The organism is Sulfurimonas sp. (genome assembly GCF_034005705.1).
In the GTDB taxonomy this organism is placed as follows: domain Bacteria; phylum Campylobacterota; class Campylobacteria; order Campylobacterales; family Sulfurimonadaceae; genus Sulfurimonas.
Genome location: NZ_JAVEUF010000005.1, coordinates 61,748 through 85,230, shown reverse-complemented (window position 1 = coordinate 85,230; position 23,483 = coordinate 61,748). Strand labels below are relative to the sequence as shown.

Sequence of the window (23,483 nt, the reverse complement as noted above, 5' to 3'; positions counted from 1 at the left end):
ATGTTAATAGAAAAACTTTTAGGAGTCGCCATCATCGGGGTTGAGCCTGTGTTGTGGGTGCTTATAGCTATGAGCGTTATCTCTTTTGGAGTGATTGTGGAGAGGGTGCTTGCGTTTATACATGTAAAAAACTCTTTAAAAAATCTAAACCAAGCAGAGTTAAGAGTGTTGCTTGAAAAAAGGCTGGGTATCCTTGCCACATTTGGGAACAACGCTCCTTTTATCGGACTTTTTGGAACCGTTCTCGGGATAATCAACGCTTTTCATTCACTCTCAAAAGAGGGAAGCGAATTTGGAGTAAACGCTGTTATGGGAGGTATTTCCGAAGCTTTAGTTGCAACAGCCGTGGGGCTTTTTGTAGCGATTCCCAGCGTTATTGCCTATAACTATTTTGTAAGAAAAATAAAGATGATGCTCCTTGAGATGGAGGCAAACGAGAGATGAAAACCTCTAACGCTTACGAAGATAACGAAATATCAGAGATAAACATGACCCCTTTTGTGGATATAGTTCTTGTAGTTTTAGTTATCTTTATGGCTACTGCAACCTTTGTCGCACAGGGCAAAATAGCCATATCTCTTCCAAAAGCCACGCAGCACAAAGAGGTGTCAAAACCCGCAAAGCCGATAATAATCACTATCGATAAAGAGGGAGCTCTTTATTTTAACGACAAAAAGATTGAGATAAAAAATCTAAGTACCGCTTTGCAGGGAAGTAGCGATATTGCTTCAAAAACCGGTGTTATTCTTCGCAGCGACGCAAAAACAGAGTTTGAACATGTAGTAAAAGTTATCGATACATGTAAACAAAACAATATCTCAAAGTTCTCAATCCAAACACAAGAGCAAAACAGATGAACAGTTTTTGGCAAAGAACTCTTATCTCCATAGCTTCAACTACGATTTTGCACGCTTCGATATTTTACTCTCTTAGTACCGTAAATCAGCCGCAAATCGTTAGTCAAAAAGCCGTGGAGATATCACTGATAGACAAAGTGGAGATTGAAAAAAAAGAGGAGGTAAAACCAAAAAAAGAACCAAAACCGATAATCAAGCCAAAACCTGTTATCAAAGAAAAACCGATTATCAAACCGAAGCCTATCATTAAAAAAGAACCAAAAATAGAGCCAAAACTTTTCGTTAAAGAAAAACCGATAATCAAACAAGAACCTATCGTTGAAAAAGAACCTCTTCTCTATAAAGAGGCTCCAAAAATTGTTAAAAACGAGATAAACACAGAGGTAAAAGAGACTCTTGTAGCTCAAGAAAAAAGAGAAAAACAAGAGATGAAGTCTAAAAAGAGTGAAGATGAGCTAGCGCTGTATCTATCTAAAATCAGAATAAAAATCCAAGAAAATCTAAGATACCCGCCTCTTGCAAAACGCCTTAAGCTAGAGGGAGAGAGTATCGTGGCGTTTGAGATTTTAGATGACGGAAGCGTAAGAGAGTCATCCATTCGGATAAAAAACTCAAGCGGACACAAAAGTTTGGACAGACAAGCCATAGATACCATTTTAAGCGTATCTCCGTTTGATGCTCCTCCACAAAACAACATGTCGATAGTATTGCCTGTCGCATTTAATTTAAAATAAAAGGAAGAAAGCAATGAGTGAATTTTTAATGAAGAACGAAGAGCAAACGAGGATAGAAAAGATTATGAAATTTAACAGATCTTTTGATGATATGAGCCAAGCCGAGAGAGAAGCATGGCTTAAAGAGATGGGAGAGATAAATATCGAACACTTCTTTAAAGCCAATCAAAGAGTATTTGATGAAGACGGTCCGCATAAAGCAAATCCCAATAAAGCAAAATCTCAACAAAGAAGAGATTTTTTTCTTGATGTAATCAAAAACAGAGTCAAATCCGACCCTTTGAAATTTCCCAAAGGACACCCCGTTACCAACTATCTTGATGAAAATATCGTGATTCGAGAAATCTGCATGAAAATAGAAAATATTTTTGATGTAACAAAGCTGCAAACTTATCAACCGACATTGGAGATGCTTCATGAGTTGTCAAAAATCCATATTCACTATTTGAGAAAAGAGGATCAGCTTTTTCCTTATCTTGAAAAACACAATTTTACCTATCCAAGTACGGGTATGTGGAAATTTCATGATGAGATGAGAGCAAATCTCAAAACTGTAACAAAAGCGGTTGAGACACACACATTAGATGATGAGACATCAAAGCTTATGAAGGAGACAGTAAAAGATATTTTTGACATGACCACAAGAGAAGAGAAGATGCTTTTGCCTACTTCCGTGAAGCTTCTTTCACAAGAAGAGTGGATCAAAATTCGCAAAGAAGAGGAAGAATCAAAAGATGAGATAGGGTATGTATTTATAGAAAATCCGCCGATGTGGCCACAATCAAGCGACGAAGATATACAAAATACAACACTTGATAAACTATTGCTGCAAACAGGTTCTCTCTCGCAAACACAACTCAATCTGTTTTTCTCTCATCTGCCTTTTGATATTACTTTTGTCGATGAGAATGACCGCGTTGTTTTTTTTAACAAAGGCTCGGAGAGGACTTTTCCAAGAAGCCCAAGTATCATAGGCAGAGAGGTGAAATTTTGCCATCCTCCAAAAAGCGTAGATACGGTACTAACTATACTAGAAGCGTTTAAAAACGGAAGCAAAGATAGCGCGGAGTTTTGGATTACTTTTAATGAGCGGCTCATTCACATCCGCTATTTTGCACTTAGAGACAAAGAGAAAAAGTACAAAGGCGTAGTCGAAATAACCCAAGATATCACGGATATAAAGAAAATCGAAGGTGAGAGACGACTTTTAGACTGGGCATAAAGGTATATTTTTATATAGCGTTATGTGAAAAATTATATAGCAAAGGAGTTAAAGTGATAGATAAAGATAAGAACAGAGAAACAAAAGAGCATAAGGGCGGAACAAATCCTCAAGGTTTTGACCGCATAGTGCGTGAAGTGTTTGCACCGATTTACCCTGTTATTGCACAGCAAATAGTAGCAAAAACACTCACGACATCAGGCAGATGTCTAGATGCAGGGTGCGGTACGGGAGCACTTGGGCGTGCGATAGCCGCTATTACGGATTTGCATGTGACTTTTCTTGATCAATCGATAGGGATGCTGAGATTTGCCGCAAAATACGCCTCGCAAGAAGGCATAAAGGAGTGCTCTTTTCTGGAAGGGGATATCCATAATATAGATTTATTAGACGAGAGTATGGACTTGATAATAAGCCGTGGTTCATCGCCGTTTTGGGATGATTGGCATAGAGCGTACAGCGAAATATTGAGGGTTTTAAAAGTAGGAGGACATGCTTATATAGGCGGCGGATTTGGTACAAAAGAGCTAAAAGAGCAGATAACCGCTCACATGAGTAAAGAAAAACCTGACTGGAGAGACTCATTCAAAGATAGAATCAAAGCAGAGCGAGAAGCACTGCCGCAGATAATGGAAAAACTAAATCCAGCGTCACACACCATAATCGACGATGAGAGCGGCTGGTGGGTTTTTATAACAAAATAAGGAAGATAAAATGAATAAAAGAATAGCTTTAAGCTTGGCTTTAATAGCAAATGTGAACATGTATGCTTTTGCAAACGAGAGCTACGGTTTGAAAAAAGTAGAGGTTACACAAGAAGGCAGCCTAAAAGCACCTATGCAAAATGAAGCATTCAGTGCTCCTGAAACTTCAAAGCTTACGATAGACAAGCTTACCGAGGAAGAGATAAAGATAGCAAACCCTAAAAATGTATTTGAAGCCATCAATATGACCGCCGGTGCGAATATTCAGTTTCAAGGGCGAAAAAACTCGGCTATCATAACCTTTAGAGGCAGCCCCAACATCTATAGTGCCGCGGCATTTGGCGTAATACTAGACGGCGCTCTTCTAGCTCCTATGTCATCGCTAAGAATGATGGAATCTTTAAGTATGGATGTTATAGAGTCTATTGAGGTCATCAGGGATGCGAGTGCGCTTACCCTTGGACCAATTGCAGGATTTGGAACTCCAAACGGCTCCCCGACTTTGGGATATATCGTTATAAAAACAAAGCTTCCAAAAAGAGACGGCGGTTCGGCAAAATTTGCTTATGAGAGCTTCAACACGAAAATCGCAGATATAAGCTATGGAGGCATAAACGATAAGATATTTTATCTGGCAAGTTTAAGTGGTTATTTTACCGATGGAAGAGACAATTTCAATACCGCCCAGGAGAGAGGCAGCGTATTTGTCAGAAGCGGTTATATAGATGAGGGCTTTAGTGCAACAATAAGTGCATACTATTCCAATGCGGATAAAGAAACACAAAAAGCGACCGACCCACTTAGCAAAGTCACCTCTTCCGAGTGGAAATACGAGCCTATGGAAAATGAGTTTATTTCTGCCATACTTGAGAAAGATTTTAACCAAAACAATAAGACAACCTTACAGCTTTCACATACAAAAACGACATGGAGTCAAGATTATGACAGAACAAACCCCTCACAACTACCTCCATACTACTTTAAAGGGGAACAAAGCACCGACTCCATAGATTTACGACATGCTATTAAATTAAACAATACTTTAGTAAAAGTCGGTGTGCAGGCAATGTTCTATAATGCTCCCGACGGAGAGCTGTTTTATGAAGGGTATGAGAGAAAAGAGCAAATCTACGGCACTTTTATACATGCTTCACACTCATTTGACAATAACAGACTCACTATTGACGAGTCTTTTAGAGTTGATAGAAAACATATAGATTCTTCTATAGAGAGGTATGATCCAAACTCTGTATTGGCAGGAAATGTCACAAAACTAAATAATGCGGAACTCTCAATTATAGAAGATCAATGGGCAAAATCATCTATAGCTTTATCTCTGGGGGCAATTTATAAGTTCGACGACAACTTAGAGGGGAGTGCAAGATTTGCGTATTTAACTTCCGGGACTCCCGACGACGCTTTGAGTGCCGACGGTTCGGATATGAAAGACGAAGAAAGCTATAGATATGAGGCGGGACTTAAAAAAAGAATAAACGAATATTTCAATCCTACTTTAAATCTATTTTTATACGACAATAAAAATATCAAATCGCCTATTTATCTGGGAACAAATACGGATCCGTATATAGTTTTTAATCAAATAGACCAAAAAAGATACGGCGGTGAACTAGGTTTTGAGGGCACGGATAAAGAACTTTATTACTCCTTTAGTTATGCCTATGCCACGGCAGATGTAAAAAACAACGAAATACCAAAACACACCGTATCGGCAATTTTGCAGAAGAAAATCGGGGACTATGCTCTAAACTTTTCCGGTAAATATCTAAGCGCTTATGAATCAAACTTTTTTACGATTGACAAAAAGTATCATGATATAGGGGATTTTATCTCTATAAATCTCTCTTTGGACTATAACCATAAACTGCTCGGAAACGATGCCAAGTTAAGTATATATAGTAGAAATCTTACGGATGATAACTATGTAACTATATTTGGATTTGAAAATCAGGGAAGAGTCATAGGAGCATCTTATGAATTTAAGTTTTAACAATCAAGATGGCATGAAACTCGGTATTTTTTTACTTACCGAAAACTTTCACGACGATGCCCATAACACCATCTTAAATGATGTTGAGCTGGGTGTTCTTGCTGAAGAGTTAGGTTTTGATGAAGTGTGGTTTGCCGAACATCACTTTAACTCTTTTAGCGTTATCCCCAATCCATCTCTTATGATGGCTTATTTGGCAGCAAAAACTAAGAGCATCCGTATCGGGACGGCTGCATTTTTGACACCGTTTTATAACACTACAAGATTGGCAGAGGAGATAGCAACACTTGACAATCTATCGAGTGGACGCATTAATGCAGGGTTTGCCAAAGGCGGGTTTGCTCTTGATTTGGAGTACTTTAACAAAAACTCCGACACTCTTAGAGATGAACTTTATGTAAATGTAAAAGATATAGAGCAAAAACTCTACAAAGATGAGCAGTTTCAACCAAAACCGCTTCAAGAAAAAATCCCAACTTTTATAGCAACTTTTGCGACGAAAGAGACAATCATATTTGCTGCACACAACGGTTATGGGCTAATGTTTTCTCAAGGGGCAACGCTGGGTGCTTGTGAAGAAGCGCAAGAGAGTTATAAAAATATAGCAGGGTTTTACCCGCAAACAGTGCTTATGAGAGTGTTTGCAGTAGCAGACACAAAAGAAGAAGCAAAAGAGATAGCATTGCCGGCAACCGACCACTTTGTAAAGTCCATGAGAGCCGTAAAAGCCAAAGGAGCACAACCAAAATTTAACAAAGCAAATTATGATGAACTTTTAGCTCAAAGATACGCTTTTTTTGATGCAAAAACTTTTATGGAAGCTGCTATTGTCGGTAGCGTAGATGATTGTATTGAACATATCTTAAATATAAAAGGGAGGATAAAAAATCTGCATTTAACACTAAAAGTTGCTTCAAGCGATGAGAACATAACAAAAGGGATGCTAAAAATATTTAACCAAAAAATCAAACCAAAAATTTAAAGGGAAAAAGATGAAAAAAGGGAAAAATCTCAACTTTATACATGTGAGTTATATCGCATCTATCTTATTGTTATCAAGCAATAATCTTTTGGCGGAAGAAAAAACAGCATCAAAAGTTTATACATTAGATGGTGTTGAAGCTGTTTATGAGCAGCAAGAAAATTCCATATATGCAAAAGAACCCGTCAATGCCGTTAGTACAAACACATTAACTAAAAAAGCACTTGACAACATTGGCGGTCCGGCACAAAGTAACTACTATAAAGCGCTTGACATACTTCCCGGGGTGAATGTACAAACAGCAGATATGTCAGGTATAGGTGCGCAAAATATCAAGGTTCGAGGGAAAAGTTCTTTTCATATTGGTCGAACCATTGAAGATCTTCCGCTTACAGGTGTAGTAGGTGCTAATGCTATTGGGGGCGGTGAGCTTTTTGATATGGAAAATTTAAGTGAACTTAACCTTTATAAAGGTGCTGTAGCTTCAGACAAAGGTTTTTCGCTTTCAACATCGGGTGGCGTTATCAATGCCAATTTACTTTCACCTTCTAAAGATTTTGGAGGTAGTATCAAACAAAGCTTTGGAAGCAATAATTTTCTAAGAACATTTGGAAGAATTGACAGCGGTAAACTCTCCACGGACAGTTCATTTTTTCTCTCTTTTTCAAATACTTCCGGCGATAAATGGAAAGGAGAAGGTGGTAGTCCTGATGGAAAACAGAATTTTAATTTAGGCTATACTCAAAATTTTGGAGATAAAGTAACTGCAAATATTTATGCTGCATATGGCAAAATAAAAACACATGATTATAGATCGCTAAGCTTTGCACAAGCAAGTGATTTAGATACATACTACAAATATGATTTTAACTCAAAACTTACTTCTGGGGCTACTGATAACGATAAATATTACGACTATAATCGACAAGAATATGAATCGTATGCCATTATTGCTGACATCAAAGCCGTAATTGCAGATGAAGCTATTTTAACGATAAAGCCTCACTATTGGGCTGAAGATGGGTATAGATTATATAGTGCAGGGAGCAATAAAATTACAAGATGGGATATTGAACATGAACAGTTTGGATTGCTTACAAAGATTGATGCTTACATTGGAGGCACCGAGTTTACTATCGGCTATGACTTTTTAAATATGGAAGCTCCGCCACCGCCTGTTTATAGAAAAGACTCTTTACTTGATGCATCCGGAAATCAATTACCTTCTTACTATTCAACCCTATCTAAACAAACAGATAATCTTTTACATACTTTTTTTGTATCTGGTGTTAAAAGCATTGATAATTTTACTTTCTCGGGTGGTTTAAAGTATTTGATTTGGAAAACAGCGGATCTTCAGTATTACGAAAATATAAATACGCTTCCGGGTACTCTTTCTTATGATGAAGCCATTAGTGCTGCGACACCAGCAGTCAGAGAAAATGTTAAATCTCAAACTTACCATAGAGTACTTCCAAACATTTCACTTGATTATAAGTTCGACAATCTGCTTTCAAGCGCTTTGCAGTATTCAAAAACATACGGAAGACCAGACTGGGGTCCACAAGCTGTTGCTTATCAAAAAGCAAGTGTTACATATAAAGCCAATCATACCATGCAAGATATGTTTGACATGCTAAAACCTGAAATGGCAGATAATTTTGAGCTTTCTATGACGTACAATAATAAAAATCTTCACTTCAAACCTGTTTTGTTTTATTCTATATATACAGATAAGGAGTTAAATATTTATGATGCTGAGGCTGGACAAAGATATAACATCAGTTCGAGTGAAGCTCATGCTTATGGAGCTGAAGCGGAACTCTCATATCAAGCAACACCAACGTTATCGTTATTTTGTTCGCCATCTTATACGATATCAAAATACGATAGTGATACTGTAATATCTGCTACACAAACAGTCAAAACAGATGGCAATCAAGTTCCTGATATTCCAAAATTACTTGTTAAATTAGGTATGACTTATGAGACAGGAGATTTCTTTATTTCTCCCATTGTTCGTTATTCTGATTCTAGATATGGAGATGCTGAAAATACTCAAAAAGTAGATGCGTACAGTGTTGTAGATATTCATGCAGGCTATAACTTAAAGAATGTGTTATCTTTGAAAGAGGTTTCTCTTAATGCTAGTTTACTGAATGTTTTTGATGAAAAATACATTGGTATCATCAGCAATAATGATTTTTCATTAAACAATACTACATCATACATGTCTGGGGCACCTTTTGCTGCGGTTATTTCATTGAGTGCAAAATTCTAATGCGAAAAACAAGCCATATAATTAAAATTCTCTTACTTCTTAGCATCCTCTTTGTAGATGCTATGGCAAAAAAAGTAGAGAGCATTATAACTATCGGCTCAGTTCCCGTAATAAGTAGTTTTATTTTTATTCTTGGAAAAGGTGATTTGATTAAAAATGAACTCCCTGATCAATTTAAACACTCATCGACAACAGTAAATTTTTATAATCACGTTGCACCCTATGCCTCTGCTAATTTCACACATGGAATGAATCGTGATGTAAATGTAGAAGCGCTCCTAAAAATCAAACCGGACATTGTTTTTACGATGGACCCTCTTGTTGCGGCTAATTTGCAATCAAAAGGAATCAATTCTATTGCATTACAATGGCAAAAAGCAGAAGATATTAAAAAAATTATGCTTTTACTTGGGGATGTTTTAGATGCCAAAAAACAAGCAATTTCTTATCTTGATTATTTCGATGAAAAGCTTAAATATGTAAGTTCTGTTATCAAAACAATTCCAAAAGAAGAGAAGAAAAAAGTTTTATATTTTGATTATAGAACAATGACAACGCCTCATTTGATTGTTGACTGGTGGATAAGCAATGCAGGAGGAATCCCTTTAAGTGATAGCAATAGAAAAATAGAAAAATATACATTTTCAATTGAGCAGATTATTCTTACAAATCCAGACATTATTGTTTTGAGCAATCCTAATGATATAGATGATTTATATAAAAATAAAAAGTTTTCTACATTAAATGCAGTGAAAAACAGACAAATATTTGCTACACCTAGAGGTATTCATCTTTGGGCATACCGTACATCTGAACAGCCTCTTATGCTTCTGTGGGCAGCAAAAACTTTTTATCCTGCATTGTTTAAAGAGATAGATATGCAAAAAGAAAGCTCTAGCTTTTACACACGATTCGTTGGTTATAAACCAAATCAAGAAGAATTTGCCGAGATTCTTCATTTATATAAAAAAGGAGGATAAAAAATCTGCATTTAACACTAAAAGTTGCTTCAAGCGATGAGAACATAACAAAAGGGATGCTAAAAATATTTAGCCAAAAAATCAAACCAAAAATTTAAAGGAAAAAAGATGCAAACAAGTGCAAGAAATGAGTTAAACGGAGTTGTAGTAGAATTGAAAAGCGGCGGTGTAATGAGCGAGGTTGCAGTGAAAATCTCTGAGGAGATAACTATATGCGCAACGATTACAAATGATGCAAGAGACTCTTTAGTGCTTAAAATCGGCTCAGATGTATCTGCTCTTATAAAGTCTTCTTTTGTTGTTCTTAGCAAAGAGAAGCTAAAAGCAACTGCTAGAAACAACATAAAGACAAAAGTATCCGAAGTTGTAACGGGTGCCGTAAACAGCGAGGTAAAACTCTCTATCGGCGGGAACAAACTTTGTGCCGTCGTAACTAACGATGCCATCAAAGATCTCGATATCAAGGCAAACGACACCGTATATGCCGTATTTAAAGCTTCGAGCGTCATTTTAGTAGCTTGAAATACGATAAAAAAAAGGAGAAAAAATGAAAAAAGGTATATTGGGTATATCTATAGCGACATCTATGCTCCTAGCGGAGAGTTTTACGCTTGGGCAGGTGAGTGTTCAAGATAATGTAAAAGATATAAATTTATTTGAACAAAGTATATCGCCGGAGGTTATTTCACAAAACAGCTCGGATACGGTAAGTGAAGCATTGGACAACCTAAGCGGCATAAATCAAGATGTACAAGGCGGCCGCGGCGAATCGACTCTTTACATCAGAGGATTTGATGCAAAAAGAGTGGGTGTTTTTATAGACGGTATTCCCGTTTATGTGCCTTATGACGGCAATTTTGATTACGGTAGATTTTTAACCACAGACATCGGTTCTATTGATGTTTCAAAAGGGTATTCATCCGTAGTTTACGGTGGAAACACAATGGGCGGTGTTGTAAATATTGTTTCAAGAAAACCGACAAAAGAGTTTGAAGGCAATGTCAAAGGTAAAATTGTTTTAGATTCGGATGCAAAAATGGCTCGACATGTAGAGAGTATCAATGTAGGTACAAAACAGGGGAATTTTTATGCACAGCTTGGTGCTTCTTACAGCAAACAAGACCATTTTAAAATCAGCGATGATTATGAAACTACTGCTACTCAACCATCAGGAGAGAGGCTAAGAAGTGAAAATGAGGATAAAAAAGTAAGTCTTAAAGCCGGTTATGTTGCAGACGATAAGAGCGAAATAGCAATCTCTTATGTAAATCAGCAGGGCGAAAAACAGCAGCCTCCCGTAACAGACACAGATTTTGCAAAAAACAAAAATTGGGATTGGCCATATTGGGATAAAGAGACTATCTCTATTACGGGGCAAAAAAACTTTGAGAGCAGTTATATAAAAGCTTTGGCGTATTATGACAAAAGCAAAAACTCACTCTACTCATATGACGACGCCACTTTTAGCTCTATTACAAAAAACTGGGCATTTAAAAGCAGATATGACGACTACAGTTACGGTGCCAGATTAGAATATGGAGTTGAACTAGGAAACAATTTCCTAAAAGCTGCCGCAAACTATAAAAAAGATGTTCACAGAGGCTACGATATAAGCAAAACAACTGATGCCCAGACTCTTACCGAAAGATATGAAGATCACACGCTCTCTCTGGGTTTAGAAGATATTTACACTATCTCATCTGATTGGGAACTTTTAGCAGGAATAAGTTACGACAAAAAAACTGCCGATGAAATTTTTGACACAAATACAGCTTACCTTGACATGTTGGCTCTGGAGACACAAAGCTCTTTTAGTCCACAAGCGGCGATTATCTACTCACCGGATAAGAGTTCAAAAGCTAAGTTTAGCGTATCAAGAAAAACATATATGCCGTCCATGAAGGATAGATACTCTAGAAAACTTGGAACTGCTGTTCCAAATCCTGATTTGGAAAGTGAAATCTCTACGCACTATGAGTTAAGCTATCAAAAGCAGCTTGGCGCATTTATCGGTCGCACTAATTTTTTCTACACAAAAGTTGATGACGCGATTCAAAGTGTCGTTCATATTCCATCAGGGTTGCTTCAAAACCAAAATGTAGGGAAATTTGATCATAGAGGCGTTGAACTAGAACTCAACTACAAAAGAGATACTTTGGATGTCGGGGGTAACTACACCTACATAAGCATCAAAGATAAAGAAAATAGCGGTGTTGAGATAGTGGATGTTCCAAAACACCAGATTTTTGCTTACGCACAACAAGAAATCGGGGGAGGTTTTTCTATTTATGCAAACGCAAAGTATCGCAACGGTGCTTATGAAAATAAGCTAGACGGCAGCTATGTCACAACCCCTAGCTTCACAACTTTTGATTTGAAAGCGATTTATGAGCCTACAAAAAACTTAACGGCTGAAATAGGCGTGAAAAATCTAACGGACGAACTTGTAAGATACGATATGGCATACCCTATGGCAGGCAGAGAATTCTTCGCATCTTTAGAGTATAAGTTTTAAAAAGAAGCTATTATGAACAAACATAAAGTATATATAGCCATAGACGATACGGACGAGATAGGATACTATACATCCACGGGAGAAATTTGTGAAGATATTAGAGAGTATATCGATAAAAATCACTCTCGTACAACACCTATATCGCGCCATCAGCTCTTGCTTGATGATAGGATTCCCTACACCTCTCATAACAGCTCCATGTGTTTTACATGTGAGCTTGATTTAGAAACATTTGAGCAAGTCAAAAATTTTATACTCTCATACGTTGCAGACAAAAGTGCACCCTCTTCATCGCCCGGAGTGTGCATGGGATTTGAGAGAGATATTTGCAATAGAGATGCGCTTATTGCTTATGGTCTTGATGCGAAAAAAATAGTTTTAACCAAAGAGAGTGCCTATGAAACAGCGGCTGCACAAAAACTTTTTTTAAAAGAGGTAAAGAACAAAGGCAACGGTATAATCGGTGCTTTAGCGGGAGTTGCTCTAAGAGCGTACGGAAATGACGGCCGTATAAAAGGGAAGATAAGACTCCGTAAAAAAACTATTGCCATCTCAGAACTATTAGAAAAGGGTTTATTTGAGGAAGTAAGGTTAAAACATGGCAAAATAGCAGATAAAAACGGTCTTATTATCATAGACGAGTATCTAAAAGGAGTATTTATTGACCATAAATCAGTTTTGCTTCTTGAAGAATACGGAGGTTTTTACAAGCCTCTTGTTAAAGAAGATCTGCTTGATTACTGATGGTTTGCATGTTTTATAAAAGAGATAATAGTTTTGTTTTTAAATATGGCAAAAAAAATTATGATAAAGCCATAGAGTCTGCAGCTCTATGCGAAAATTTTGTACTGGATAAAGATGAAGATGAGTTAATCACTTCAACTAAAAAAAACTCTTGCTACAACTGCCTTTTTAGAAGATGGTGCAGCGATAGTTTTATATGCATGAAAAAGGGCATATATGAGAGTTAAAGCTATATTGAACTTGGCTATAGTTTTGCTGATGAGCATATCTGTTGTTATTGTAGTCTCTAGCGGTTATCTCTTACACTTTCATTATGCAGCAGATACTCTACATGTAAGTGCCGGAGTTATTTTTGTCCTGTTTGTCTTTTTTCATATCTATTTGAGAAAAAACAGGCTTAAAAAAGAAGTTGTAGATTTGTACTATTTAGTTAAATTTAGGCAACCAAAAAAGAAAATAAAAAAAGGAAAAAAAATGTTTTTAGAACCGATTAATTTTGCCCGCATGTATAAAGAACATAAACAAAAAACTGTTTTTAAAGGTAAGAATAGCGGTGATTGGGATAACAAATCAAAAGAGATGGCTCCGAGAATGCAAAAATCTCACTATGTTGAAGATTTTATATCCCGCATGAATATATCAAAAGAGGACACAGTGCTAGATATCGGCTGCGGACCCGGGACTTTGGCGATTCCGCTTGCGAAAAAAGTCAAACATGTTATAGCCATAGATTTTTCATCGCAGATGTTAGAAGAACTTGAAGCTTATGCCGCGCGAGAGGGAGTAAAGAATATCACGACTTACCATATCGGCTGGGAAGATGATTGGAGTCATCTACCGCAGGTAGATATTGCCGTTGCTTCAAGGAGTATTGAAGTTCTAGATCTGGAAGATGCGTTATCAAAAATGTCATCTCATGCAAAAAAGGCATGCTATCTTACCTACAAAACAGGCGGCAGTTTTGTTGATATGGATATATTGGATTATATAGGGAAAAAAATCATAACAAAACCTGATTTCTGGTATATCCCGATACTGCTTTATAAAGACGGTTATCTACCTAAAATAGACTACATAGCAACAAAAGACGGAAGCGTAAAATACTCAAATGCCGATGAATTTGTAACATCTTTAATCTGGAGCCTGGGTTCTTTAAATGATGAACAACAAGAAAAAGCAAAAGAGTACTTTAAGCTACATGTAGAAAATAGACAAGATTCTCTAAAGCCGACTTTTTGGGCATTTGTAGCGTGGAGTTGTGAAAAATAGTCTATTTTTATTCGGATGATCAAGCTCTTTGGAAGACGTAAAGTGGATTTCAAAGACTTTTTAAAACATCATCTTTTGTAAAATGGCCTCTTAGAGGTTTTTGCAGGTAGGACTCGTCCTTGCTTGAGACAAAAAAGAGGCTCGGAAAGGCTTGTGTGTAAAAAAGCTCTATAGGGTAACTGTTTTTATCCTCAAAAAAAGCGACGACGGCAATATATTTTCTATTAACCTCCTCTTGTACCTCTTCATCACTAAAGACCTCTACAAAAACTTCTCTGCACTCCGCGCACTCTTTTTTTAACACCAAAAGAAGCAGCTCTTTTTTGGCTTTTTTTGCTTCAAACAGAGCTTTGTCAAAATCACTCTGCCATCTTATATGCTCTGAAAAAAGCGCTGCCGTCGTTATAAACAGAACAAAGAGTATCTTCATTTAAACTCTTTTTGCACACCTGCAAGCTCGACCACATTTGGGTTTCCAAGAACCGGAAATACCTTTCGTACGGCATCAGTCACCCACTGCGGATATATCCTGAAGTTTAGTTTTACGCTCGCTTGAATCGGATATTTTAAATTCTCTCCCAGCGCAAACTTCTCCGCCCTTCTCTCTCCTGCGGGTATTCTTGTATCGCTTAAAAGCGTTTTATACTTCCAAAACAGAAGCCCAACAGGTTTGCCCTCCTCGTCGCCAAAGACCTTTTGGAAGAGTCTGCTTCCATCTTCTATGTCGCCGTCATCTTTTAATCTTCCGCTTGAGAGGATGACCCTGCCCTCTCTGTCCTTGACCTCAACCTCAAGCCACAGCTCCCTAAAATCAGCAACACCCGTAGGGAGATGATGCCCTGCTCCGACGTTTTTAACGCCTACTTCCAAAACTCCATCTTTTATATCTATATCAAGCTTTGCAGAAGTTCTAAGAAGTTGCAGTGTCTGCTCTTCATGCTTTTTGTCTCTAAGCCCTGCCAGAAAGTGGTTAGAGCCTGCAAAGTAGTGAACTTTAACATCGTCCTTTATAACGCCGCCCTCAGTTGAAGTACCTTTTAGAGGTGCGAATTTATCATCTTTTAAATATGTCATATGACAATCTACACAGGTTTTGTGTTTAGTTTTATCATTTGGATTGTTAAACGGCGACTTTTTCCACTCCTCGAATGTTGAGACGATCTTTATGCCGTTTTGCGGGTGAAACTCATCATGACACGAAGCACAGTAGCGGCTCTCTTTGTAAAACTCTTTTGAGTAGCTCTCTTTATGGACTTGAGGGTTTGCGTTGATAAGTTTTTCGCTAAACCAGCGCCCAAGATCCGAATTGGAATCCTCAAATGCGTATTTTTGCCTATCTAAAGAGATTCTAAAAGATGCGTTTCCTTTGCTTGAGGCATCGGTTATCTGATGACATGCGATACATGAGACACCCTCTTCAAGCCTGAAGTTGCCGTGCTCTTTAAAATCCGCAAGAAGCGTTTTTGCGCCATTTTCAAAATGCTCGTTACTTACAAAATTGCCATCCATCGCGTGCGTGCTCTTAGCAAGTCCAACCGAGAGAGCGCTTGGATTGTGACACCCCATGCACCATTTGCGAAACTCCTGTCCTTCGACCTCTCCTGCAAGCGTCTCCATGACCATATAGTAAGGATTCGAGCCTGCCATATGTTTATGGTTCGAGTTGCTCCACTGCTCAAATATCTCGCTGTGGCAAGATTTGCATTTTGCAGAGTTAGTCCAATCCTCGCTGTGATAAGCCTCTCTTTTCTCCTCTATCTCAAAAAGAGAGAGCTCCGTGACCTTGCTGTACGAAACAGATGGATATGCAAGTAAAACTGCGCTAAGCAGAGCCAGCGGCTGTGCGTTTTGGCCCTTTGCCTTTATGATATGCCACAGAAAAAGAGCCGCCAAAGCGAGCGAACCATAGAGATGGATGTTAAAGGAGATTATCCCGAACATATCTCCGCCGCGGTTGCCGATAAAAAAGAGATAAACACCGCTAAGTGTGACCAAAACAAAAGCTAAAAGAAGAAGCCACCCCTCCGTGCTGTTTATCTTTTTTATAAAGAAGTATCTGCGGATATGTTTATATATGAACGAATCCATAAAAAAGAGCATTATCATGATAGAGCCTGCTATATGCAGAGGCTGGATGAGCCTGAAGTTCTCCCAAGAGAGCTCAAACGGTTCATACATCAAGATGCCGCTTACAAACATCATAAAAAGAGCGACCTTTACAAAGAGTCTTCTCATCTTTGCTCCTTTTTATAATCTACGATATCGCCCTCTAATGTTCGCAAAAATGCCACTATCTCATCTATCTGACTCAGAGTCAGGTTACGCCCAAGCTGATGTTTAGCCATAACATTTACCGCTTCTCTTATCTTTGCAACCGCTCCGTTATGAAAATATGGGGATGTTTTTGTTACGTTTCTAAGTATGGGAACGCGAAATAGATGTTCTTGATCTTTTCCCAAAAATCCTCCGCTGTTCTCAAAAGGGAACTCTCTATCAAGCCTCTTTATCTGCGGGAGGATCTCGAAGTTTGGCTCTATATCGTAGACATGGGCAAACTCTCTAAGCGGAAAACGCTGTATAGTCTGACCGCCGAAAGTCACCCCGTTGTGACACCCCTTGCATCCAAAACTTATAAAATTAGCCAGTCCTCTCTTTGCCTCATCGCTTATGGCATCGTTATCGCCCTCCAAAAACCTGTCATAAGGCGCTCTGGTGACCAATGTTTTGACATAGGTCTCTATCGCTTTTGCCGCATTCTCGAACGATACACCATCATCAAACGCCTTGGCAAACATCTCCTTGTACTTTGCGCTCTCATTTAGCCTGAGCAGAAGCTCCTGAGGTTTTATGTTCATCTTGTAGTAAGCCTCAAAAGAGTTCATCGCCTGCTCTTTGATGCTGCCGATCTCGCCGCTCCAGGTATAATACTTTGCAAATCCTACATTGAAAATGCTTTGAGTATTTAAAAGATACGGATGCATCACTCCCGAATCGCCTTGAGCGAAGGTAAATCTGTCAACTCCGCTCTGGTCTTGCAGATGACAAGCCGCACAATCACTTATCTTTGTATCTTTTTGGGAGAGCATCTTAAGCATCGCGCCCCTGTTTTCAAGCTCCCGATCAAACGAGTGGCATGTGGCACAACTTGTACGCCTGTTTTTTGAGAGGTTTGTATCAAAGAAGAGCTCTTCGCCCAAAGCTATTTTTTCATCGCTCATCGGGTTGGAGGCATCATCTACAAGTTCTAAAAGCTTCTCGTATGTAGATGGGAAGGAGCCGTGCCCTTTGCCTAGAGCCATCTCTCTTAGTTCATCGTCACTGTACTCTTTTATCTCTTTTTCGGTCGTTAAAACCGCCAGCAAAATAACGGTTGTAACTACCGTAAAAAAAATAGCGACTATGGTTAAGAGAAACTTTTTCATGCTCTATATGCCAAAGGTCTCTTTTACTTTTTGCTCAAACGCCTCATCGCTAAGCTCTTTTCTAAGAGGAACAAATGTTGTAGCCTCTACTCCCACAGGAATGGCTATCGGCGCATTTTCATTCTCTATGATCATCTTGATAGCGTCTGCGATAGGCTGAGGCGAAGGTCCTTCGTTTATAGCTTGTGCCACGATAGGAACGAAGTGAGCCACGACCTCTTTATATGGAGAGTCTTCGCTTGTCGTCTTTGCGTTTGCGACTAGACCTTTTTTTACAAAGTTCGTGCCAAAGAGCCCTGACTGGATAGAGTGAACGCGTATGCCAAAAGGAAGAGTCTCAAATCTAAGCGAATCGACTATCCCCTCTACCGCATATTTTGAAGCGTTGTAGTGTGAGAGCAGCGGCAAGCCCATCTTGCCCAAAAATGAGCTGATGTTTATAATAACCCCGCTCTTTGCTTCTCTCATGTGCGAAAGAACTTCTCTCGTTGTCTTTATAAGCCCGAACACGTTTACGTCAAACTGATTAAATATCTCCTCGTCAGTTCCGTCTTCAAGTGTCGAGAGCAGACCGTAGCCCGCATTGTTGACCAGTACGTCTATCTTTCCCTCGTTCTTTATGATGGTATCGACCGCTTTTTTGATCGTGTCTGTTTTTGTAACGTCTATGTAGATGTTCTTGAGATTTCCCTCGCCTATTTGCGCACTCTCGTCTCTCGTACCTGCATAAACAATGTATCCGTTATCGGAAAGAAATTTTGCACTAAGTGCACCCATTCCTGAGGTCGCACCCGTGATTAGAACTACTTTTGACATAATTTGCTCCTTTTTTTACACTTAGTATATGCAAAAAAAGAGTGTTAAACAATGACATAGAACAAGAAAGTAGTTTTTTAAGTTCTATAGTCCGCGTTGATCTTTACGTACTCATGTCCTAAATCGCATCCGTACGCTTTGAAGCTTCCTTCGCCTACTCCTAGGTCGCATGAGATAGTGAATTTTTTATGCTGCATAACGACTGCGCACTTCTTCTCCATCTCTGCGTCAAAAAGGATCTCGCCTCTGTCATAGACGCAAAGGTTGTCAAACGAGATTTTGAGCTTCTCTTCGTAAGCCTCTACTCCGCTCGCACCTATAGTAGAAGCTATTCTTCCCCAGTTAGGGTCTTCGCCGAAAAGTGCTGTCTTGACAAGAAGCGAGTCGGAGAGTGCCTTAGCCGCTGTCTCAGCCTCTTTGTCATTTTTTGCACCGGTCACTTTGTATGTCACCAGCTTTGTCGCACCTTCGCCGTCTCGTACCATCTCGAGTGCTAAAAAGTGCATCACTTTAAATAGAGCCTCTTTAAAAGCCTCTCTCTCATACGCGCCGCTTCTGCCATTTGAGAGCACCAGAACGGTGTCGTTGGTCGATGTGTCGCCGTCCACACTTATAGCGTTAAAAGTCGTCTTTACGACCTCATCAAGAACTTCTTGCATCTCGCCTTTGCCAACTTTTGCATCTGTAGTTATGAAACAGAGCATTGTTGCCATGGCAGGGTCTATCATCCCTGCACCCTTTGCAATGGCGCCTATGTTGAAACTGCTTCCATCATCCAGAGCAACCTTGAATGCCACCTCTTTTGCAAAACTATCAGTTGTCATTATCGCTTTTGAAGCAGATGCAGAGTCTCTTTTTGATAAGTCAAAAAGCTTCATACCCTCGATAATCTTTGCTTTTGGAAGTCTTACTCCGATAACGCCGGTTGAGCTCATGATAGGATTTTTAACACCCGACGGGCAGTTAGAGAGAACCTCATTTATATCTTCAACTCCCGCTTTGCCGGTCATTGCGTTTGCATTTTTTGAGTTGATTAGAACAAAGTTTGTCTTAAAATCGCCCATTAAGCGAAAATGTTTTATAGGAGCCGCGTACATCTTGTTTGTCGTAAAGACGGATGCTACTTCGCACTCATTTTCGCTGTATATGAACGCCATATCTTTGGCATTCTCTTTTTTAAGCCCTGCGCTTACACCGTCTGCGAAAAAACCTTCACTTGCGCAGACTCCGCCTTGTGAATAAAGTATATTATACAAATTTAAGCTCCTTTGGCTTATCTCTTCTTCTTAATAATTCTTTGGTAATATTGATGCCGTGCTGCGTTCCTATAACAAGAAGCTTACACTCACTAGTTATAAGTACGTCGCCTTTTGGCATGGTCACGAACTTTCCGTCTTTTTTGGTAATGCCCACTATCGAGGTATTAGTTATCTCTCTGATATGGGTCTCTTTTAGCTTTTTAAGAACAGCCCAGCTATATTTCGGCACTTCGATCTCTTCCATATCAAGAGGGTTGTCGCTCTTATACAAAAACTCCTCCAAGAGGTTTTCCATATCCGGACGCGCAGCCATAGCACTTACTCTTTGAGCGGTGAGCTTTGTAGGCGAAACTACGGTGTCAGCTCCGAGCTTTTTTAGTTTGTCCACATCGCTGACACTCTCAGCAGAAGAGATAACATAGTATGGTCTTGGAAGAAAATGCTCCTTTTCAAAGAGCCTGACCGAAGCTATAAGAGCGATATTGTCAGATATTGTATTTGAGAGAGTGATAAGCCCTTTTGCAGAGGAGAGATGCGCTTTTAACATAGTGAGCTCCGCATGCGGCTCGGCTTTAAGGTATGTCGTGTAGTTGTGCTCTTCCGCCCACTGGTGTATCTCTTCACGCGGATCTACCACGACAAAAGGTATATGATTTTTTCTCAGCTCTTTGGTCACTTCAAGTGTATATTCGTTGTGGTAACACACTACGAAGTGTCTTTTTAGCCTTGCTATACTGTAGAGCATTCTTCTCTCCTTTACAATTCTTCTAAGATTTCCCTTTCCTACGACATCGACGACGATACCGATCGCAAGAGTAAATACGGTAAAACCGAGTATGATAAGAGTTACGGTAAATATCTGTCCTGCAGCCGAGAACTCACTCTCTTTTAATGAGCCGAAGCCGACCGTTGTAAATGTATATCCTGCCTGAAAAATCGCATCCATAATGGTGTAATCTTCAATATAGATATAGCCTAAAGTACCTATGAGCATAAGCAGCTGTACTAATATTAACGGTGTTCTAAAAGGTAAAAATTGGGAATAGAGCTCACTATTGAGCGTAATATGGGGTTTGGGAGATGACTCCCAGTGTAGAAATTTTCGAATCTTCTCTAAGAGATTCAAGCTAATTTCCTGCTCTGCTTAAGAGTTTTTCTTAAGTGTGCGCAACTCTCTCGCAGAGATTTTAACCTTTTGAGTTGTACCATCTTCTAAAGTGATGCGTACTGTTCTAAGGTTTAACAAAAAACGACGTTTAGTTCTATTTTTAGCGTGAGAAACATTGTTTCCGCTCATTGGGCCTTTGCCGCTGATAGCACATCTTCTTGCCATACTAGCTTCCTTGTGTTTAGGTTTATTAAAGTTGCGAATTATAGCAAGCCTAAACAAAACTTCTGCTTAAGCAAAACCGTAACGAAGAGGGCTTGAAAAACCCTTTTATATTTGTTTTATGCGTTTAGAGATAAAATAATCAAAATTAATAATATGTAGAGATTATGGTAACAAAAGAAAAAATAGAGAGCTTTATAGAGAAAATTCCGCCTGCTCCCAAGGTATTAAATGAGACGTTTGCCCTTCTTAGAGCAGGCGAGCTTACAAAAGCGGCAAAGGTTGCAGAGGGTGATCTGGCACTCAAGTCATATCTCAAGAACATAGTGAACAAGCCAATATACGGTTTTGCCAATGAGGTAAGCGATATAGGGCAAATATTCGGTATCCTCGGTGTCTCACTTGCAAGACAGAGCGTTTATAACTACATGGTCTCTCTGCTCAGTCCGAAAGATTGGAGCCTCTTTAAACTCAACTCCCACCTCTTTTATGAACTTCAGGCTAACCTATCCAAGAAGTGGCAGATAATACTTGAACACTTAAAGATAGAGGATAAAGAGACATACGATGCTATAACGCTTCTTCCTGCAAGTATTATAGTAGCAGAGGCTCTTTTTAAAGAGAAGATAGATGACGTGAATCTTTTAAGAACTACAAAAGCAATAGACTACAACACGATTCTAAAGCGTCTTTGCGGAGTCGATCTTTTTGACATCTGCTCCCAGATCGCCCAGAAATGGGGGATGAACAGAGACATTTCCAATATAGTTCAAGCAGCCTCTGGCGTAAAACCGTCAAGAGATGAGAAGATAGACCTCTTGGGAAAGTGGATGCATCTTCTGCTCTTTTACGAGCTCTCAAACCCGCTATTTATCAAAGCAGGACTTAACGACTTTATTGATTTTCAGATAGATTATATAGGCGATATATACGAAGAGTTCTCTTCGCTGATGGAGATAGAATGAAAGCCGTAATCAAAGATGGCATAGCTACATTTTCGCCGCAGGGCTTTCTTGATGGCAACAATGCGGCATCATACCTAAGCATTGAGGATGTGGAGGCTGCTACAAAACTAAAGGTAGATATGATCCTGGTATCGCTTAAGCGGGTCGTCTTTTTCAACCGCAACGGTCTGGATATCTTTATAAAGCTCTTTTCCAAGATACGCAAAACAAACAGCGCTACCGTAGGGTTTTGCGACTATGACCAGAACAAGTATGCGGCAATACGAAGATTTTACAAAGAGGATATCAACTTCTCGCTCTTTAAGACTCTGGATATCGCTTACCTGTTCTCTTCAAGCTACAAAAACCAGAACAAAACCATTCTCATCTACAGCGATGATAAATCTCAGCGCTCTGCAATTGCTATTGAGCTGCATGACAACGGTCACAATCCGACAATAGCAAAGACACTTAGCGAATACAACGAAAAAAAAGAGCAAAAAGGGGCTTTTGACTATGTGATCGACTCGACATTTTTGGGTCAGATGGGACAAAAGGTGGCAACAAGAGTAAGCGGAAATGCGATCATCTATACGATCTCTTCTTTTTTAGATGTTGAAATAGGCGACAACTTTAACATAGAGTACCACAACAACTCTCTAAACGTAGGTTTTAGGCTCTTTATCTTTGACGCATATAAAGTCATCAGTATGAACATTCACGCCCTAAACTTCTTCTCTAGACTCTCAACTTCAGCCGCAGAATACAACGCAACGATCTGCTTTGTAGGTATGAAGTTTGACAAGACTCCGCTCTCATTTAAAGAGAATATGGAAGATGCGGGAATACTTTTTTATGACCATATGGATGATATACTCCAAAACAAGGAGCTTTTAAAAGAGCTCGGGGCTTCAAGTGCCGCAAACATCAAAAACAAAAGGGTCATAAACAAAGAGACCGTGATAGAACTTCCAAAATTCATAAACGCCGCAGCCGTCACCATAGAGATGATGACAAACTCAAAGGCGCATAAAGAGTCGGCAAGCGTTCAAAATCTCATCATAGAGAAAAAAGAGGGGAAGATCGCAAGCTCTATCGGCTACTACGGTGACTTGGACGGTATGGTTGTCTTGGTTTTTCCATCAGGCATCGCAAAGAAAGCGTGTGAACTTCTCATAGGCGAAGATACGAACGATCTGGATATGATCCTTGACACATTGGCAGAACTTGTAAATATAGTGGGTGGAAAGATAAAAACTCTGCTTGCTGATGAAGATATCTCCGTAAATATAACTCTTCCAAGAACCTATCAAGACATAGACAGTCTGCTTGAAGTAGTCGAGAACAGAAAAGGCGTTCAGGTAGAACTCTCTTTTAATGATGATAAATTCATATTTTTCTTAACAAGATAAAAGA

23 protein-coding genes are annotated in these 23,483 nt (G+C 39.2%); 16 read left to right on the top strand and 7 right to left on the bottom strand.

Annotated elements, in window-relative coordinates; translation table 11 throughout:
• The 14 genes from RBR61_RS04135 to RBR61_RS04070 all read left to right on the top strand — a co-directional run bounded on the left by RBR61_RS04135 (position 1) and on the right by RBR61_RS04070 (position 14,296).
• Entirely contained in the window at positions 1–444 is a 444-nt protein-coding gene (locus RBR61_RS04135; protein WP_320342288.1) for a MotA/TolQ/ExbB proton channel family protein, read from the top strand.
• Complete coding sequence (locus RBR61_RS04130; RefSeq protein ID WP_320342287.1) at positions 441–857, top strand: biopolymer transporter ExbD; 417 nt, start codon at positions 441–443, stop codon at positions 855–857. The genes RBR61_RS04135 and RBR61_RS04130 overlap by 4 nt, the downstream gene beginning before the upstream one ends.
• Positions 854–1,591, top strand: coding sequence for a TonB family protein (locus tag RBR61_RS04125; protein WP_320342286.1), 738 nt, complete (start codon positions 854–856; stop codon positions 1,589–1,591). The genes RBR61_RS04130 and RBR61_RS04125 overlap by 4 nt, the downstream gene beginning before the upstream one ends.
• 13 nt (positions 1,592–1,604) lie before the next feature.
• Positions 1,605–2,813: a PAS domain-containing protein gene (locus RBR61_RS04120; RefSeq protein WP_320342285.1), complete on the top strand. Its 1,209-nt coding sequence runs from the start codon at positions 1,605–1,607 to the stop codon at positions 2,811–2,813.
• Between the two features lie 53 nt (positions 2,814–2,866).
• On the top strand, positions 2,867–3,517 hold the full coding sequence (locus RBR61_RS04115; RefSeq protein ID WP_320342284.1) for a class I SAM-dependent methyltransferase: 651 nt from the start codon (positions 2,867–2,869) through the stop codon (positions 3,515–3,517).
• Positions 3,518–3,527: 10 nt separating this feature from the next.
• Complete coding sequence (locus tag RBR61_RS04110) at positions 3,528–5,525, top strand: TonB-dependent receptor plug domain-containing protein (protein ID WP_320342283.1); 1,998 nt, start codon at positions 3,528–3,530, stop codon at positions 5,523–5,525.
• Positions 5,509–6,507, top strand: a complete 999-nt coding sequence (locus RBR61_RS04105; protein WP_320342282.1) for an LLM class flavin-dependent oxidoreductase — start codon at positions 5,509–5,511, stop codon at positions 6,505–6,507. Before RBR61_RS04110 ends, RBR61_RS04105 begins: the two co-directional genes overlap by 17 nt.
• Positions 6,508–6,517: 10 nt before the next feature.
• Positions 6,518–8,788, top strand: a complete 2,271-nt coding sequence (locus tag RBR61_RS04100) for a TonB-dependent receptor (RefSeq protein ID WP_320342281.1) — start codon at positions 6,518–6,520, stop codon at positions 8,786–8,788.
• Positions 8,789–8,850: 62 nt separating this feature from the next.
• Positions 8,851–9,768, top strand: coding sequence for an ABC transporter substrate-binding protein (locus RBR61_RS04095; RefSeq protein ID WP_320342279.1), 918 nt, complete (start codon positions 8,851–8,853; stop codon positions 9,766–9,768).
• Positions 9,769–9,876: 108 nt separating this feature from the next.
• Positions 9,877–10,290 carry a TOBE domain-containing protein gene (locus RBR61_RS04090; protein ID WP_320342277.1) on the top strand — a complete coding sequence of 138 codons (414 nt, stop codon included), beginning with the start codon at positions 9,877–9,879 and terminating at the stop codon, positions 10,288–10,290.
• A 25-nt stretch (positions 10,291–10,315) separates the two neighbouring features.
• Positions 10,316–12,283, top strand: coding sequence for a TonB-dependent receptor (locus RBR61_RS04085; protein WP_320342275.1), 1,968 nt, complete (start codon positions 10,316–10,318; stop codon positions 12,281–12,283).
• A 12-nt stretch (positions 12,284–12,295) separates the two neighbouring features.
• Positions 12,296–13,027 (top strand): hypothetical protein, encoded by a 732-nt coding sequence (locus RBR61_RS04080; RefSeq protein WP_320342273.1) that lies wholly within the window; start codon positions 12,296–12,298, stop codon positions 13,025–13,027.
• 8 nt (positions 13,028–13,035) lie between these two features.
• Entirely contained in the window at positions 13,036–13,254 is a 219-nt protein-coding gene (locus RBR61_RS04075) for a molybdopterin biosynthesis protein MoeB (protein WP_320342271.1), read from the top strand.
• Between the two features lie 247 nt (positions 13,255–13,501).
• Positions 13,502–14,296 (top strand): class I SAM-dependent methyltransferase, encoded by a 795-nt coding sequence (locus RBR61_RS04070; RefSeq protein WP_320342270.1) that lies wholly within the window; start codon positions 13,502–13,504, stop codon positions 14,294–14,296.
• A 49-nt stretch (positions 14,297–14,345) separates the two neighbouring features.
• Here RBR61_RS04070 and RBR61_RS04065 read toward each other — a convergent pair whose 3' ends face one another.
• From RBR61_RS04065 to rpmB, 7 genes are all read right to left on the bottom strand, one after another.
• Positions 14,346–14,726, bottom strand: a complete 381-nt coding sequence (locus tag RBR61_RS04065; RefSeq protein WP_320342268.1) for a thioredoxin family protein — start codon at positions 14,724–14,726, stop codon at positions 14,346–14,348.
• Positions 14,723–16,531, bottom strand: coding sequence for a multiheme c-type cytochrome (locus tag RBR61_RS04060; protein WP_320342267.1), 1,809 nt, complete (start codon positions 16,529–16,531; stop codon positions 14,723–14,725). The genes RBR61_RS04065 and RBR61_RS04060 overlap by 4 nt, the downstream gene beginning before the upstream one ends.
• Positions 16,528–17,718 (bottom strand): cytochrome c peroxidase, encoded by a 1,191-nt coding sequence (locus RBR61_RS04055; protein ID WP_320342266.1) that lies wholly within the window; start codon positions 17,716–17,718, stop codon positions 16,528–16,530. Before RBR61_RS04055 ends, RBR61_RS04060 begins: the two co-directional genes overlap by 4 nt.
• Positions 17,719–17,721: 3 nt before the next feature.
• Positions 17,722–18,534, bottom strand: coding sequence for an SDR family oxidoreductase (locus RBR61_RS04050; RefSeq protein WP_320342263.1), 813 nt, complete (start codon positions 18,532–18,534; stop codon positions 17,722–17,724).
• A gap of 77 nt (positions 18,535–18,611) precedes the next feature.
• On the bottom strand, positions 18,612–19,790 hold the full coding sequence (gene argJ, locus RBR61_RS04045) for a bifunctional glutamate N-acetyltransferase/amino-acid acetyltransferase ArgJ (RefSeq protein WP_320342261.1): 1,179 nt from the start codon (positions 19,788–19,790) through the stop codon (positions 18,612–18,614).
• Complete coding sequence (locus tag RBR61_RS04040) at positions 19,783–20,793, bottom strand: NAD-binding protein (protein WP_320342357.1); 1,011 nt, start codon at positions 20,791–20,793, stop codon at positions 19,783–19,785. The genes argJ and RBR61_RS04040 overlap by 8 nt, the downstream gene beginning before the upstream one ends.
• A gap of 144 nt (positions 20,794–20,937) precedes the next feature.
• Entirely contained in the window at positions 20,938–21,126 is a 189-nt protein-coding gene (rpmB, locus tag RBR61_RS04035; RefSeq protein WP_320342259.1) for a 50S ribosomal protein L28, read from the bottom strand.
• Positions 21,127–21,290: 164 nt separating this feature from the next.
• Here rpmB and RBR61_RS04030 point away from each other — a divergent pair, with 164 nt between their 5' ends.
• Positions 21,291–22,088 carry an HDOD domain-containing protein gene (locus tag RBR61_RS04030; RefSeq protein WP_320342258.1) on the top strand — a complete coding sequence of 266 codons (798 nt, stop codon included), beginning with the start codon at positions 21,291–21,293 and terminating at the stop codon, positions 22,086–22,088.
• The gene (locus tag RBR61_RS04025) at positions 22,085–23,479 is read left to right on the top strand and encodes a chemotaxis protein CheX (RefSeq protein ID WP_320342257.1); all 1,395 of its coding nucleotides are present in this window, start codon (positions 22,085–22,087) and stop codon (positions 23,477–23,479) included. The genes RBR61_RS04030 and RBR61_RS04025 overlap by 4 nt, the downstream gene beginning before the upstream one ends.
• The last annotated feature ends 4 nt before the right edge of the window (positions 23,480–23,483 follow it).